Genomic DNA, 13,755 nt, shown 5'->3' with positions numbered 1-13,755 from the left:
GTTGAGCGCCTCGATCTCGGACGGGCCGGCGTTGAAGGTCTGCGGCTTGATCGCGGTGGCGCCGAGCTCCTTGGCGATCAGGCCTTCCTGGATGCCGACCAGCGCGGTGGCGTGCGTCAGGTTCGGGAAGTACCCGATGCGGACCTCGGACGCGGAGAGCTTCTTGTCGCCGGTGGCCGCGGCGTTGGCCTTGTCGTCGTCCTTCTTCGCCTCGGAACCGTAGCCGCAGGCGGTGAGCAGCAGGGGGAGCGCCGCTGTGACGGCGATGGCGCGCAGGGTGGTGAGCGGTCTTGCGGCAGACACGGAGGTGTCCTTTCACGGGATGGTGTTCAGGGAGGTACGGAGAGATGGGCGACGCGAAGCCATCGGCACACGCAGCACTCGAACGGGTGGGTGTCGGATGCCCCGGGGACGGTCGTCGAGCCCGTACGTCGGACGCCCGCGTCTGGAGGTACGCGGTCGGTGAGGCCGGCCGAGGGGCCTGCCCGCCGACGGAGAGCGGAGTGGGACGGCGCCGAGAGGCGCGCGACGACGCGCGGAGCCGGCCCGGCGAGGGTGTCAGCCGGGCTGACAGATGGCGCTGGACGTACGCCCCAGGTCGATGTGTCGGCGGGAGATCAGAGGCAGCGTCCGGCCTGCGTGGTGCAGTGTTCGCACGGCGACCTCACTTGATCCCTAGTTTTCCTACCTGGTTGGTAGGCATATTGGCAGAGCCGGACACCAGCCCCAAGAGGTTGACCGCATGGTGGACGCCGATATCTCGCAATGCGAGAAAGCGCAGGTGGGGCAGGGGTCAGGGATTGGTCCAGGACCCGGGTGTATCGGCCAGCGCCGATACACCGGAGGGCAGATCGGAGGACGCGACGTCGGCGAGGCTCACGCCGTCGAGGATCTCGCGCACGTTGGCCCGCAGCGCGATCCACAGGGGGAGCAGCGACTGGGCGGGGCCGGTGTAGGACAGGTCCGGTGGGCGGACCCCGCGCACCGAGACGAGCGGTCCGTCCACGACGCGGATGACGTCCGCGATGCTGATGGACCGGGCGGGCTTGGCCAGCCGGTAGCCGCCGTTGCCGCCGCGCTGGCTGAGCACGAGACCGCCGCGGCGCATGTCGTTCAGGATGCCCTCGAGGAACTTGTGCGGGATGTCCTGGGCGTCGGCGATGGCTTCGGCCTTCACCGGGCCGTCATCCTGTGCCGCGGCAAGCTGCAGTGCGGCACGTACCGCGTAGTCCGCCCTGGCTGAGATCCGCATAAGGCCATTATCCGGCATGGATCCGACCGGCGTCCGCCATGGGTGGCCGCGGGCTGCCGGGCGGGTTCGCGTGCCCGGCAGCCGGGGGTCCGGGCCGCGGATCCGCGGCCTCCGTGGTGCCCCGCGTCAGTGGAAGGCCGCCGCCACCGCGCGGTGGGAGCCGTTGAGGTAGTGCTCGCCGATGGAGCGCAGGCGGTGCGCGACCGGGCGGTGGGCCGTGAGGACCCGGGCGTTGCGCCAGAACCGGTCCAGGCCGGGGGCGTCGGCGAGTTCCAGTACCCGGGCGGTGATGTGCAGGGCGGCCTTCGACATCACGGCCTCGGCCGTGGCGACCAGGGCGGCGACGCCCGCCGGTACCTCGGCATCGAGGTGCGCGCCCGTGGCGAGGGCCCGCGCCATGACCTCCGTCGCCCGGTCGACCACGGCGGTGGCCGTCTGGGCGGCAGAGGCGAGTTCCCCGTAGGTCAGGAAGAGGTCCGGGTCCTCACCGGGCAGCCGGTGTGCGCGGCCGCCCCGGCTGAGGTCGCGTGCTTCGGTGAGGGCGCCCTCGGCGATGCCGAGTCCGACGTGGCACAGGGCGAGCCGGAGCGCCGGTTCCGCGAGCGCGGTGACGGGTGGGGTCGACTCCTCGTCGTGCGGCCGGCGGCCCAGCACCTGGTCGGGCGTGATGGTGACCCGGTCCAGGACGACCTGGCCCGCGCCGGCGACCCGCTGCCCGAGACGATCGTGGGCGGGTTCGACGCTCACGCCCCGCGCGCCGGGTGGGATGCGGACGACCAGTACGTCGCCGGTCGCGGCGCATACGGCGTCCACCACGATCTGGTCGGCCGCGGCCACCGCCGTGTCCACGGACCGGCGTCCGTTCAGCAGGTAGCCGGCGGTGCGCGGCCTCAAGGTCAGGTCCGGTCCCTCGCTGTCGTCGCCGGGTGCGGGGGTGCGGACCGCCCCGGTCCACAGCCATTGCTCGCGCACCGACTCCTCCTCCAGGGCGGTGGCGTACTCGTGATCCGCGTAGAAGCGTCCGCTCCAGGCGTGGACATAGTGCCGGGCGAGCAGGTCGCCGACAGAGCTGTCCGCCGCGGCGATCTCCCGGATGACGGCGCATCCGGTGCGCCAGTCCGCCCCGCGGCCGGGGCCGGGCGGGGTGAGGGCCGCCGGCAGGCCGGCCTCGCGCAGCCGGGCCGTCTCGTCGGTCGGGGGTTTGCCGGCCTGGTCGCGGGCGATGGCGTCCGCGGCGAGGTCGTCCGCCACATCGCGGGCGGTACGCAGGAGCGCGCGCTGCCGCGCGTCCGCGGATCGGTCGCCGGCGGGGCTGGGTGTCGTACCCATGGGCGTCACCGGCAGGCCCCGGTGCCGCCGTGTGGCGCGGGGGCTGGGCGGACAGCGGTGCCATCGGGGCTGGCGGTGGTCATGTCGGCTACTCCGGAACGTTGTTGGGTGGCGTCGGCCGCTTGCCGGGCGGTGGGGGAAGCGCACGCGGGGTGGAAGGCCGTGGGCGTGCGAGCCGGTCGCGACCGGGCAGGGCGGCGAATCCCACTTTTCCCATCGGATTGATAGGAATACTCGCCCGTAGCGATCCTCGCGGCAAGGGTGTGACCGAATGATGGACAGTCCGATCTCGGGATGAAAGACGATGCAGGTCAGCGGCCGGTTGGTCGGAACACGGCCGGATGCCCTGTCAGGGAGTGCGTGCAGTCGGGGGAGTTCGGCCCCGGCCGGCCCCCGCTCGGCCCCTTCATCCGGCCATTTCCTATGCAATCAGTAGGGAAGTATTGACGCGTGTCCGCCGCGCACCCCACGATGTGACCATGTCCCCGTCGCAGCCGTTGCTCGTACGCCGCAGGCACGTTGACCTCCGTCGCGTGGCCAGCGCCGTCTGCCGACCCGTCTAGGGCCTCTTCGTCAGGGCATCTCCCCGATGCGCGCCGGTGATCCGGCTCGCGCTTCTCTCTGTGCGTCGCGCTGTTCGTGACCCCGGCCCTTCGGAGCGTGCGGGTCGGTCCGGCGCGCGACGCGCCGACCCTCCCGGTCGACTCCGTCGCGGAGACGCCGCGCCCTGCCGTGCCCGAACACCCGGCCTCCGTACCTCATTCCGCGCAGCCGAAGGGGCTCATCGTGACCACCGCAATTCCCGCGTCCGCACCTGCACCCGCCGTCCGCCGTTCCCCGGCCCCCCGTCTCCAGCTGGTCGGTGACCGTCCGCCCGGTGTCCCGGCCGGCGGGACCGATGGCGGGCGCGTCGGATACCTCGTGTTCCTGCCGGCGAACGTCGACCCGGTGGCGCTGATGCAAGCGCACGGCATACGTCCGGAGATCCATCCCCTCGGGATCGGGTTGCCCCGGGTTCCCGGGTCGGAGCCGGCCCCGCGTCCCGAGTCCGTCCGGCTCGACGACGCGATCCGGGTGGACCGGGCCCGTCGGCTGGTCGAGGTCGACGGGCGCGAACTGGATCTCACCTACCTGGAGTTCGACCTCCTGGACCATCTCGTGAGCCACCCGTACACGGTTCACACGCGTGATGCCCTCATCTCGGGCATCTGGGGGTACGGGCACATCGGTGACGGCCGTACGGTCGATGTCCACGTGGCCCGGCTCCGCCGCAAGCTCGGACCCGCCTACCGGGGCCGCATCTCGACCGTACGCCGCGTGGGCTACAAGTACGTTCCCGACCACCAGTAGCCCCCGGGCCCGGGGCCGGTACGGGGAAACCCGCTTCCCCGTACCGGCCCCGGGCGCCCCGGGCGCAGCCCCGCTGCTACCGGAACAGGCGGTCGCCGGGGACGGCCATGCGATGGGTGCCGCCGTGGCGGTTCACCCAGTCGCGGACGAGGTTGACGGCGTTGGCGCACTGCCAGCTGTCGTCGTACTCGCGCACTCCGGTGAAGGCCCCGTAGCCCGCGATGATCCCGTCCACGCGCCCGTCGCCCAGCAGTTTGTCGACGTACCACGGATCGTTGTACGTGGTGGTCCAGGACAGTGTGGCCGCGAGCTGTCCCGCGTCACGGTCCCCGGAGCCCTTCTTCAGTTCCGCGCACGTGTTGTAGGTGGCCTCCGTGCAGTTGCCGAACCCCTTGGTGATGTCGCTGTCGCCGTAGTCCATCACCCGGCGCCCGGCCGGGAACCCGGAACCGGACCGGTTGAAGGCGCCTCGGACCTGATCGCGGGTTCCGGTCGTCGTGATGCCCTCCAGGCTGCCGAGCCTGCCCTCCAGGCTCTTCCAGCCCCGGCCGCCGACGTCCGGGGTGCTGCCGCCGTGGTACTCGTAGAACCCGTAGAGCACCTGGATCCCGGCCGCGGTCAGCCGCTGTGCCTTGTCGCGCAGTCCGGCGACGCTGCACCCGCGGTTCTCCTGCTCGCCGCAGTAGTTCGGGTCCTTGATGTCCAGCCAGACCATGCTCAGCCGGCGCCCTGCGCCGGCGTGGGACAGGATGCGGTCGATCATGCTGTCGAAGCTGGGGCCCAGCCGGTTGTCACCGGCCGAGGAACAGTCGTGATAGGCCCGCCATTCGTTCGGGTTCCACCAGGCGCAGACGTCTATCTCGATGCTGTTGGCGCCGTGCTTGAGCGCGGCGTCCACGCCGCCCAGGGTGTCGACGCGGTGCGCGATGGCGTAGATGGGGTGCCGCTGATCGGCCGCTGCCGCCGGGGCCGTACCGAGCGCGGTGGTGCCGATGATCGCGCACAGGGCCGTGACCAGCGCCGATAACAGCCGTGAGCCGGCGCCGCGCGTGAGGTGGGTGGTCAAGAAGAGGCTCCTTCGTATCACTGTCCTGAATCGGACAATTGATCTCACCCGTCATATGTTGACGCACGATAAATGCATGATGAATGAAATCGTGTTCCGGTCCGCCGCGCGCGAACGCGCCGCGGTCAGAGCGCTTCGGGAGAGGTGCCGTCCGTGCCCGGTTCGGTGCGCGTCACCAGGCGGTACGCGTACGTGCGCCGGGGGCGTCGACTCGTGTGCGCAACGGGGTGCCGGGTGCGCCCCTTCAGGATCGCCGCGTCGAGCAGGCTGTCGATGGCCGGGTTGCTCCGACGCATCCGTGTGAGTTGATCGCGCCTCAGGCCGACCGCGGCGGCGGCCGTGCCGAGGCGGACGCCTTGGGCGATGGACTGCAACAGGAGGCGGAGGCCGAACGCGTTGATCTGTCCTTGCCGCGCGACGTGGCGGGCGCCGGCCATGGCGGTGGCCGCGGTGACGGCGGTGTCGAAGGCGGGGTCGTCCTTCCGCCAGCTGGCGAGGAGGGATTCCGTGATCCCGGCTGCGGCCGCGCATCCCGCGGGGCCCAGGCCCATGGCGGCGGCGTGCAGGGCGTTGGCCCGCCGGTGGTCGGTTTCGGCCGCGAGGTCCGGATGGTCGTGGACCGCGGTGAACAAGGTCTGCTCAAGGTGGTCCGCGGCGTCAAGCCGAGCGATCAGCTCGTTCGCCCATCCCTGACGTCGGCCCGCCTCTTCCGGTTCTGGGTTCTTCACTTGCCGTGAGCCTCCTGCCGGACTGTCTCGGTCTCCGAGTTCATTGTGCGCGTGGGACCGGCCTGCCGGCAGGCCGGTCCCGGGACAGGATCGCTCGCGGAGGTCACACGGCGGGCGACTACGCGACGGCGGGGGCGGTGTGCGCCTGCTCGTGGCGGGTCAGTGACCGGGAGTACCGGCGCAGGAGGAGGAGCGCGGTGGTGGCGAGGCCGGTGAGGAGGCCGAGCCAGATACCGAGGGTGTCGAGGTGCAGGGCGTAGGCGAGGAGCCAGGAAGCGGGGAGTCCGACGGCCCAGTAGCCGATGAGCGTGATGCGGAAGCCGCCCTTGGTGTCGTCGAGGCCGCGCAGGAGTCCGACGCCGATGTTCTGGGCGCAGTCGAAGAACTGGAGGAAGGCGGTGACGACCAGGAGCTGGGTGGCGATGGACAGGGCCTGGTCGGAGCCGGAGTCCAGGAAGGGCGCCAGGATCAGCTGGGGGATGGTGAGGTAGAGCAGTCCGACGACGGCCATCACGGCGGCGGCGCAGGCCAGGGCGGTGTTCTTGAGGCGGCGGGCATCGTCGTGGTTGCCGAGGGCGAGCTCGCGGCTGACGTTGATCGACGCGGCGTGGGAGAGGCCGACGGCGACCTGGAAGACGATGTAGACGAGCTGGTTGACGGCGGTGTGCGCGGCCAGCGCGTCCGGGCCGAAGGAGCCCGCCATCAGGGCGGTGATGGAGAAGAAGCCGGCCTCGGAGCCGTAGGTGGCGGCGATGGGGACGCCGAGCCCGACGAGGCGCTTGACGGTGGTCGCGTCGGCCTTGGTGATGTCCAGGGTCAGGAGCGGTGCCAGTTCCTCGTCCCTCTTCGCGGAGAGGTAGAGGGCGAGGAACGACAGCAGGTACACGCTGGACGTGGCGATGCCGACGCCCGTGAGGCCCAGGCGCGGCAGGCCGAACGTGCCGTGGATCAGGATCCAGTTCAGGCCCGCGTTGACCGCGATGGAGGCGATGGTGATCTGCAGGAGGGCCTGGGGGCGGCGCATGCCGACGGTGAACTGGCGCACGGCCTGGAACCACAGGCAGGGGAGCAGGCCGGGGGCGAGGGCGAAGAGCATGGTCTGGGTCAGGTCGACGACGTCCGGGTCCTGGCCGAGCCAGGTGAGGGCCTGGCCGATGAGGACCATCAGGACGGCGCCGGCGAGTCCGGCGAGCGTGGCGACGGCCAGGCTCGCCCGGACTATGGAGCGGACCTCGTCGTGCGCTCTCTCTCCTGCGGATCCGCCGTCGCTCTCGCCGTCGCTCTCGTCGGCGGCCCGCTCGGCGCGGGCCGCGGCGGCGGCTATCTGGTTGCCGACGGACGTGACCAGGCCGACGCCCATGGTGCGGAGCTGGTTGAAGATGACGATGGCCAGGCCGCCGGAGGCGAGTTCGCGGGTACCGATGAGGCCCATCATCACCGTGTCGGTGGTGGTCAGGGCCACCTGAGCGAGCTGGGTGAGGATCAGCGGCACCGCGAGGACGCCGAGTGCGCGGCTGTCGCGGAGGAGAGTTTTCAGCATGGTCTACCGGTTCCTGCGGAGTTTGGTGAGTAGCTCGTCGATTTCCCGCTCGGCCTCGGCGTCGAGGAGATCGCGGTCCTGCATCCACTCGTCGTTGAAGACGGTGTCCATGTACTTCTCGCCGCCGTCGTTGACGAGGGCGACCATAGTCGTGCCCGGCGGCAGGGAGGCCAGCCGGGTCAGGGCCTCGTAGACCACTCCGCCCGCCGAGCCGCCGATGAGGAGACCGGTACGGGCGACCGCGCGGCAGGTGGCGAACGCCTCGACGTCGCCGACCTTGACGCCTTCGTCGATGAGGTCGAAGTCGACGAGGGCGCCGATCTCGGCGCCTTCGGGGGTTCCGGTGCCGGACTGGTAGTAGTCGTGGGCGGGGCCGCCGAAGGCGATGGAGCCCTTGGGCTCGACGCCTATGACCGTGAAGCCGGACATGAGCTTGTTCAGTTCCCGGCTCGTGCCGCAGAGGGCTCCGCCGGTGCCCACGGCGCCGATGAGTACGTCGATCGTGCCGCCGAGGGCCTCGTGGAGTTCGTGCGCGACGGGGAAGTAGCCGACGCCGTTCGCGGGGTTGTTGTGCTGTTCGGTGAAGACGGTGTTGTCCTGACCGCGGGCCATGTCCTCGGCGAGCTCCTCGCGGGCGGCGGTGGCGAGCTCCTCGGCGCCGTCGTCGACGACGTAGACCAGTTCGGTACCCAGGGCCTTCATGCCGCGCAGCTTGTCCGCGCAGGCGTGGTTGTCGACGACGGCGGTGAAGGTGTAGCCGCGCTCCGCGGCGATGACGGACAGCCCGAGGCCGGTGTTTCCGGACGTGGACTCGATGATCCGGCCGCCGGGCCGCAGCTCACCGGCCTGTTCGGCGGCGTCGATCATGGCTCGGGCCATACGGATCTTGGCCGTGCCCGTGGGGTTGAACATCTCCAGCTTCAGCAGCAGGCGACTGCCGGTCTCGGTGGAGGCCAGTTCCAGCAGAGGGGTGTAGCCGATGAGATCGGACACGCGGGAGACCACGGCGGGGCGCTGAAGGGCTCCGGGCATCGGTAACTCCAGAAGGGTGTGGGAGGCGGCAGGCGGCAGGCGGTGGGATGCGCGGGGGCGCGGTGCGTCAGCTGAAGTGGCGGTCGAGGCGCCAGCGGGGGCGCGGCCCGTCGGTGTGGTCGACGACGACCTTGGGCGGCAGGGCCAGGTCGTGGAAGGGGGATTCGTTGGAGTCCATCTGGTAGCCGGCCGTGTTCGGGTAGACGAGCAGGTCACCGGTACGGGGGCGGCGGGAGAAAGGAATCTTCCGCCAGGTGAGCATGTCCGATTCCAGGCAGGTGGCCGCCCCGACGCATGCGGGGAAGACGCCCTCGGGGCTGCCGGGGCTGCCGGGGCTGCCGGAGCCGTCGGTGCTGTCGTAGCTGTCGCCGTCCTGGGGGATCAGGATCGGGTCGGGCAGGTACTCGCTGTTGAACCACTGCTCGGACAGGCTCAGGCTCGTCCCGTCCACGGTCAGGATCCGGTATCCGGCACGCTCCTTGACGCCCTGGACCGTGAAGACCGTCGCCCCTGCCTGGTGGAGCAGTGCCCGTCCCGGCTCCAGCAGCAACAGCACGCCCGCGTCCCGCAGGAGCCGGGCCAGTGAGTGCTCGTGGCCTTCGGGCCGGGTGGCGAGCAGTGCGGCCAGGGCGTCGGCGCCGGCCAGGGGGGAGTGGTACGGGTAGAAGTCCCCGGTGTGGAAGTTCTTGCCCGCGTGGTAGTGGCCGTTCTCGTGCTCGGCGAGGAACGTGTGCCAGCTGTCCGCGTCGGTGTAGCTGATGGGCAGGCCGCCGCCGATGCTGATCCGCGAGGCCTCCAGCCCCTGGACGCGGGCCTTGAGGCACAACTCGACGAGGCGGGCGGCGAGATCGGCCCGCGGCTGGAGGGCGTAGCCCGACAGGTGGAAGCTGAACCCTTCCATCCGGACAACGTCCCCGGCCCGGACGCACCGGTCCAGGGCCGCGGCGAGTTCGGCGTCGGTGAGCCCGAAGCGGCTGTTCGGCTGGGCGGGCGGCAGAACGCGCAGCAGGATCCGGGCGGGCCGGATGCCGCCGGTCAGGGCGATGGTGACGAGGACGTCGAGTTCGTCGAGGGAGTCCACGGCGATCAGCGCGCCGTGCTGCACCGCCAGGTACAGCAGGGTCCGGTCCTTGGCGGGGCCGGTGACGACGAGGTGTTCGCCCCGTACGCCGTGGCCGAGGGCCTCGCGGAGTTCGGCGGCGGAGGCGACGTCCACGCCGGCTCCGCCTGCCGCGGCGCGTTCGACGAAGAGCGCGGCCTTGTTGGCCTTCTTCGCGAAGTACACGAAGCCGTCGACCCCGGCCGCGGTGAGTGCTTCCCGCATGGTCCGGAGATTGGCGTCGAAGGCGTCCGGGAGCAGGAAGTGGAACGGGCCGCCGAACGCGTACGCCAGCTCGGGCAGCAGCCCGGAAGCCATGACCTGCTCGGCGGCGGTATCGGGGAGGACCGCAAGAGTGGGCAGGGGACGGCTGTTCACTGCCACAGCGGGACCTCGGTGCCCAGGCCCTGCGCGAGGGCGAGCTGGGCGAAGCGGTGGCCGAGGGCGATGTCGGTGACGACGAGGCCGCTGTTGTAGGCGAAGATCCGCTCCTCGGCTCCGGTGCGCCCGGCGCTCACACCCGCGAGGACGGGCGGGAACTCGGCGTCGACGGCGGGGAGTTTGCCCTCGGCATCGGCCATGTCCGTGCCGGTGACGTTCATCTGCGCCTCGCTGGTGGCGATGACGCGGTCGGCCTCGTGCAGGGTGGACGGAGCCAGGCCGTGGCCGACCAGGATCGACAGGGCGCCGGGCCTCAGACACGAGGCCTCCACGGCGGCCGGGGTGTGCCCGCCGGCGGTGGCGACGATGACGTCGGCGTCCGCGGCGGCGGCCCGCAGGTCGGTGACGATCTCCACGTCCCGGTCGGGGAAGTGGGTCCGCAGCTGCTCGCGGACCGCGGCGATGCCCTCGGGGTGCGTACCGGACAGCAGGAGCCGGTCCAGGTCCGGCAGGGTGGTCAGGAGGAACGGCAGTGCGAGCCGGCCCTGGGTGCCGGTACCGATGACCAGGGCGGTGCGGGCACCGGGAGCGGCCAGTTCGCGGGCGAGCAGGGCCGAGACGGCCGGGGTGCGCAGGGAGCCGATGCGGGAGCAGTCCATCATCGCGACGGGCAGGCCGGTGACGTCGTCGTACAGCGTCAGGGACGTGTAGTAGTGCTGCTCCTCGCGCCCCTTGTCGAGGCCGTGCTTGTAGGAGGTCTTGATCGCGACGACCTCGCGGGAGCCGTCGCGGCCGAGCATCGCGTAGGAGACGGAGTGCCCGTCCTGCGGCTTGACGGTCAGTTTCCGGGGGTTGTCGGACTGGCCGGCCTGGAGGGTGCGGTAGGCGCCCTCCACCGTGGCCACCACGTCGGCCAGGGATATGTCGATCCCGGCGAGGTCGGTGGTGGACAGGATGCGCAGGTGCTTGTCGTCGCCGGATATGGCGGGGTTGGCGGGGGCGGCCGAGGTGTCGGTCATGGGGGTCTTCCTCCGGGTGCGGGGCGGGTGGTCAGCTCGCGTGCGCTTCGAGGGCGCTCTGGCCGTAGCCGTGTTCGCCGGCTTCGGCCTCGGGGCGGGTGCGACGGCCGGGGACGCGGATGGAGGCGCGCTTGAGCCAGCGGTCGGTGCCGTCGTAGCGGGCCTGGAAGGGCACCCGGCCGTGGACGACGAGGTCGTTGTCGACGATGAGGATGTCGCCGGGGCTGAGGCTGACGGCGACCGAGACACGGGCCAGTTCGTCCGAGAGGCGCCCGTACGCGCCGCGGTAGGCCTCGTCGGCCTCGTCGAGCGGGGTGTAGGCGGGGTCGAAGCGCATGGTCATGCCGTCTTCGGCGGCGAAGAGCGCGGGTACCGCGGGCGGAGCCTCGTCGGCGTAGCCCTGGGCTTCCTCGTAGGCGTCGTCGGGGAGGATCGGCAGGGCCGGCCGGGTGAGGAGGTCGATGTCCTCGTCGGCGAGGCGGGTCTTGCGGATGCTGGCCGCGGTGGTGGCGATGTTGTCGTGGTTGCGCATGCAGCCGAGCATCAGGAGGTGGGCGCGGCCGGGGTGGAAGGCGTCCTCGGTGTGCGGGCTGAGAAGCACCGCGCTGCTGGCGCCGGTCTGCTCGGTTTCGTGGCCGGCCGCGGGCACGATGTTGTGTACGAAGCGCCCGTTCTGCTGGCCCTCCCAGGCGATGGGGTTGCCCATCACGGTGGACAGGAGCAGCAGGGCGATGTCGTAGAGCGCGCCGCTGTCTCCGGCCGTGGCCCAGCTGGACGGCGTGGCGCCGATGGCCTGGTCGTCCACCTCCAGGCCGCGCAGGATGAACAGGCCGTCCGCGGTGTCGACGGGTCGGCAGTGCTCGCGCAGCGTCTGGCTCAGGTTTGCGGCCTGCTCGGCAACGCGGGCCAGGAGCTGGGGACTTGTGGCGGAGGTACCGAACTCGGCGAGGATTTTCTCGGCCGCCTGGCGGAGTTCACCCACGGTGTGGGTGTCGAGCTGGCGGACGGGTGCGGCAGCCGTGCTCATGGCGAAGAGATCCGTTTCGTCGGATGGCAGGGGGATCCCCGGTTCTGAGGTACGGACTCCGGCGGTTCGGGGCGGCGGAAGTGCGCAACGGGCAGGAATCGACGGTCTGTTGGAGTCCTGCATGGGTCTGCGGAACCGGCGGACGAACCGAACCGTAACATCAAACTGAGGTAAGGCAAACCTTACTGACAAGTCACGCTGGGGCGATATTCGGACATGCATCTCATCCGGGCCGACGACTTGCGGTAATGGTTGTCATTAGGATAGGCAACCCTAAGCATCTTCCCGTTGCTTCGTGGATCGAGGACGTAAGTGGACTTCAACAGGCGCCAAGTGCTGTGGGCCGGCGGAGCGATGGGCGCGGCAGCACTGCTCGCCGCCTGCTCTTCGGGAAACGGCGACACCGCCGCCGACAAGGCTGCCGCCGGGGACGGAAAGCCGAAAAGCGGCGGCACGCTGCGCATCGGGGCGCTGGGCCGCGCCGGAGCGATCACCCGTGACCCGCACGGCACCCAGGCCAACGAGAGCGACTACCTGGTCATCGCGCTGGTCTTCGACACCCTGGCCATGCCCGGGTCCAAGTCCAACACCGTTCCCCGCCTGGCCGCTTCCTGGGAACCCTCGGCCGACCTGAAGACCTGGAAGTTCAAGATCGCCCAGGGCGCCGCCTTCCACGACGGGACGCCGGTCACCGCCGAGGACGTCGTCTGGTCGCTGCGCCGCCTGCGCAACACCCCCTCGGGCGCTGCCCGCCTGCCGGGGGTCAAGGGTGCGGAGAGTATCAACGCCGAGGGCACCGACACCGTCGTCATCGTCTCGGACTACGCCAACGCCGACTTCCCCCTTCTGACGCGGCTCACCACCTTCGTCATGAAGAAGGACACCCCCGACAACGCCCTCGACAAGGCCCCCGGCACCGGCCCGTTCAAGCTCGACTGGTACCGGGGCGGCAACGCCCGCCTCGTCAGGAACGACAAGTGGTACGGCGGCACTGTGCACCTCGACGCCATCGAGATCACCATGTTCGAGACCCCGCAGGCCATGGCCAACGCCCTCCTCGCCGGGCAGATCGACGTCGCCTCCAACGCCGGTGCCGTCGCGGCCCGTACCGCCGGGACCCGCAAGGACATCCAGGTCCTGCGCCGTCCCAACGACATGGCGATGCCCATCGTCATGCGCACCGCCGCCGGCAGCCCCTTCGCCGACCCGCGTGTCCGCGAGGCCATGCGCCTGGTCGTCGACCGCGACGCGATGGTCAAGCAGGTCCTCTCCGGCTACGGCACCGTCGCCAACGACATCCTGGGCACCGGCGACCCCGCCTTCGCCAAGGACATCCCCCAGCGCAAGCGGGACCTGGAGAAGGCCAAGAAGCTGCTCGCCGAGGCGAACTTCGACCTGTCCAAGACCTATTCTCTGGTGACCACCGAGGACATCTCCGGACTCGCCGAGTCCGCGACCCTGTTCGCCAACCAGGCCCGTGAGGCCGGCATCAAGGTCGAGGTCGTCAAGCAGGAATCGGGCGCCTTCTGGGACAAGACCTGGAAGACCGGAGACTTCTACACCACCTACTGGGGCACCAACGACTCGGTGGTCTTCTTCGCCTCGAAGACGATGGTCGGCGAGGCCGGTCAGAACGAGGCGGGCTGGAACGACCCGGGCTTCGACGCCGCTTACCGCAAGGTCCTCGCCACCGTGGACGAGAAGGAGCGTGCTGCCGCCCTCAAGGAGCTCCAGCAGATCGAGCACGAGCGCTCCGGCTACCTGCTGTGGGGGATGGCCGACGGCATCGATCTCGCCGCCGCCAAGGTCAAGGGCCTGCCCACGCTGCCCGGTTACGGCCGCGTCCAGCTCGAGAACGCGTGGCTGGCTTGAGCCGCACGGCCCGGGAGCCCGCGGTGGCCGCCCCCGTCACGACGGGGGCGGCCACCGCGT

The 13,755-nt window shown here is 70.8% G+C and carries 13 protein-coding genes and 1 pseudogene; 3 read left to right on the top strand and 11 right to left on the bottom strand.

Annotation, left to right across the window (positions count from 1 at the left end; all coding sequences use genetic code 11):
• The 4 genes and pseudogenes from ADK52_RS14845 to ADK52_RS14835 all read right to left on the bottom strand — a co-directional run.
• A pseudogene (locus ADK52_RS14845) lies at positions 1-303 on the bottom strand (sulfate ABC transporter substrate-binding protein); the annotation flags it as partial.
• Between the two features lie 255 nt (positions 304-558).
• A complete protein-coding gene (locus tag ADK52_RS45055; protein WP_420714873.1) occupies positions 559-657 on the bottom strand; it encodes a putative leader peptide in 99 nt (32 codons plus the stop codon).
• A 136-nt stretch (positions 658-793) separates the two neighbouring features.
• Positions 794-1,252: an RrF2 family transcriptional regulator gene (locus tag ADK52_RS14840; RefSeq protein WP_053690262.1), complete on the bottom strand. Its 459-nt coding sequence runs from the start codon at positions 1,250-1,252 to the stop codon at positions 794-796.
• Between the two features lie 126 nt (positions 1,253-1,378).
• The gene (locus tag ADK52_RS14835; protein ID WP_053690261.1) at positions 1,379-2,581 is read right to left on the bottom strand and encodes an acyl-CoA dehydrogenase family protein; all 1,203 of its coding nucleotides are present in this window, start codon (positions 2,579-2,581) and stop codon (positions 1,379-1,381) included.
• 341 nt (positions 2,582-2,922) lie between these two features.
• Between ADK52_RS14835 and ADK52_RS45050 the strand changes: the two genes are divergently transcribed.
• Positions 2,923-3,144, top strand: a complete 222-nt coding sequence (locus ADK52_RS45050; RefSeq protein ID WP_420714871.1) for a putative leader peptide — start codon at positions 2,923-2,925, stop codon at positions 3,142-3,144.
• 223 nt (positions 3,145-3,367) lie between these two features.
• Positions 3,368-3,931: a winged helix-turn-helix domain-containing protein gene (locus ADK52_RS14830; RefSeq protein ID WP_053690268.1), complete on the top strand. Its 564-nt coding sequence runs from the start codon at positions 3,368-3,370 to the stop codon at positions 3,929-3,931.
• 76 nt (positions 3,932-4,007) lie between these two features.
• On the opposite strand, the gene ADK52_RS14825 is transcribed toward ADK52_RS14830, so the two are convergent.
• From ADK52_RS14825 to ADK52_RS14795, 7 genes are all read right to left on the bottom strand, one after another.
• Positions 4,008-4,997 (bottom strand): phospholipase, encoded by a 990-nt coding sequence (locus tag ADK52_RS14825; protein WP_053690260.1) that lies wholly within the window; start codon positions 4,995-4,997, stop codon positions 4,008-4,010.
• 125 nt (positions 4,998-5,122) lie between these two features.
• A complete protein-coding gene (locus tag ADK52_RS14820) occupies positions 5,123-5,725 on the bottom strand; it encodes a hypothetical protein (RefSeq protein WP_053690259.1) in 603 nt (200 codons plus the stop codon).
• A gap of 118 nt (positions 5,726-5,843) precedes the next feature.
• Entirely contained in the window at positions 5,844-7,265 is a 1,422-nt protein-coding gene (locus ADK52_RS14815; RefSeq protein ID WP_053690258.1) for an MATE family efflux transporter, read from the bottom strand.
• Between the two features lie 3 nt (positions 7,266-7,268).
• The gene (locus tag ADK52_RS14810) at positions 7,269-8,297 is read right to left on the bottom strand and encodes a cysteine synthase family protein (RefSeq protein WP_053690257.1); all 1,029 of its coding nucleotides are present in this window, start codon (positions 8,295-8,297) and stop codon (positions 7,269-7,271) included.
• 67 nt (positions 8,298-8,364) lie between these two features.
• On the bottom strand, positions 8,365-9,714 hold the full coding sequence (locus ADK52_RS14805) for an amino acid decarboxylase (protein ID WP_078988330.1): 1,350 nt from the start codon (positions 9,712-9,714) through the stop codon (positions 8,365-8,367).
• A 56-nt stretch (positions 9,715-9,770) separates the two neighbouring features.
• On the bottom strand, positions 9,771-10,796 hold the full coding sequence (locus ADK52_RS14800) for an ornithine cyclodeaminase (protein ID WP_078988329.1): 1,026 nt from the start codon (positions 10,794-10,796) through the stop codon (positions 9,771-9,773).
• Positions 10,797-10,827: 31 nt separating this feature from the next.
• Positions 10,828-11,823 (bottom strand): TauD/TfdA family dioxygenase, encoded by a 996-nt coding sequence (locus tag ADK52_RS14795; RefSeq protein ID WP_053690255.1) that lies wholly within the window; start codon positions 11,821-11,823, stop codon positions 10,828-10,830.
• Between the two features lie 312 nt (positions 11,824-12,135).
• On the opposite strand from ADK52_RS14795, the gene ADK52_RS14790 reads away from it, so the two are divergent.
• Complete coding sequence (locus ADK52_RS14790) at positions 12,136-13,695, top strand: ABC transporter substrate-binding protein (protein ID WP_053690254.1); 1,560 nt, start codon at positions 12,136-12,138, stop codon at positions 13,693-13,695.
• Positions 13,696-13,755: the final 60 nt, after the last annotated feature.

The sequence above is a fragment of the Streptomyces sp. WM6372 genome (assembly GCF_001279655.1).
Classification (GTDB): Bacteria; Actinomycetota; Actinomycetes; order Streptomycetales; family Streptomycetaceae; genus Streptomyces.
Note: the sequence above shows the minus strand (reverse complement) of the source record. Positions and strands in the feature narration are given on the sequence as shown.

Bases quoted from the DNA above. Each gene is read 5' to 3' on its own strand.
- ADK52_RS14840 (WP_053690262.1), bottom strand. From the start codon at position 1,252: ATGCGGATCTCAGCCAGGGCGGACTACGCGGTACGTGCCGCACTGCAG.
- ADK52_RS14835 (WP_053690261.1), bottom strand. From the start codon at position 2,581: ATGGGTACGACACCCAGCCCCGCCGGCGACCGATCCGCGGACGCGCGG.
- ADK52_RS45050 (WP_420714871.1), top strand. From the start codon at position 2,923: ATGCCCTGTCAGGGAGTGCGTGCAGTCGGGGGAGTTCGGCCCCGGCCG.
- ADK52_RS14815 (WP_053690258.1), bottom strand. From the start codon at position 7,265: ATGCTGAAAACTCTCCTCCGCGACAGCCGCGCACTCGGCGTCCTCGCG.
- ADK52_RS14810 (WP_053690257.1), bottom strand. From the start codon at position 8,297: ATGCCCGGAGCCCTTCAGCGCCCCGCCGTGGTCTCCCGCGTGTCCGAT.
- ADK52_RS14805 (WP_078988330.1), bottom strand. From the start codon at position 9,714: ATGGCTTCCGGGCTGCTGCCCGAGCTGGCGTACGCGTTCGGCGGCCCG.
- ADK52_RS14800 (WP_078988329.1), bottom strand. From the start codon at position 10,796: ATGACCGACACCTCGGCCGCCCCCGCCAACCCCGCCATATCCGGCGAC.
- ADK52_RS14795 (WP_053690255.1), bottom strand. From the start codon at position 11,823: ATGAGCACGGCTGCCGCACCCGTCCGCCAGCTCGACACCCACACCGTG.